The sequence below is a fragment of the Mesorhizobium sp. M00.F.Ca.ET.216.01.1.1 genome (assembly GCF_004010325.2).
Lineage (GTDB): Bacteria > Pseudomonadota > Alphaproteobacteria > Rhizobiales > Rhizobiaceae > Mesorhizobium.
Genome location: NZ_SADR02000211.1, coordinates 1 through 379, shown reverse-complemented (window position 1 = coordinate 379; position 379 = coordinate 1). Strand labels below are relative to the sequence as shown.

1 pseudogene is annotated in these 379 nt (G+C 56.7%); it reads left to right on the top strand.

The window, feature by feature from the left end:
- Window positions 1–379, top strand: a pseudogene (locus EN859_RS35775) (HAD family hydrolase); the annotation flags it as partial.

Here is a 379-nt window from a genome sequence, read left to right as displayed (position 1 = left end):
ATCAAAGCAGAGGCGTTCGCTGAAATCTATTCCGGCTATGGACAGCAGTGGAGGGAACCCATCCTGAGCTACCAGCGGCTGCATGGCGGTATTTCACGCCGGGAGAAGTTCGACCATTTCGACAAACAGATAGTGGGTAGCGCCCCGACCGAGGAGCGATTGGCGCTGCTGTCGAAGAGGTTCTCAGAAATCGTTTTTGAGAAGATCCTCGCTGCGCCTTTCATTCCCGGCGCGCGGGAACTGCTTGAAAAAGCGACTGGGCGTTCCAGGCTTTTCGTCGTTTCCGGAACCCCGCAGCAAGAACTGGTCGAGGTCATCCGTCAGCGAGCCCTTGATCACTATTTCGAGCTGGTCATCGGCGCGCCGACGAAAAAACGCG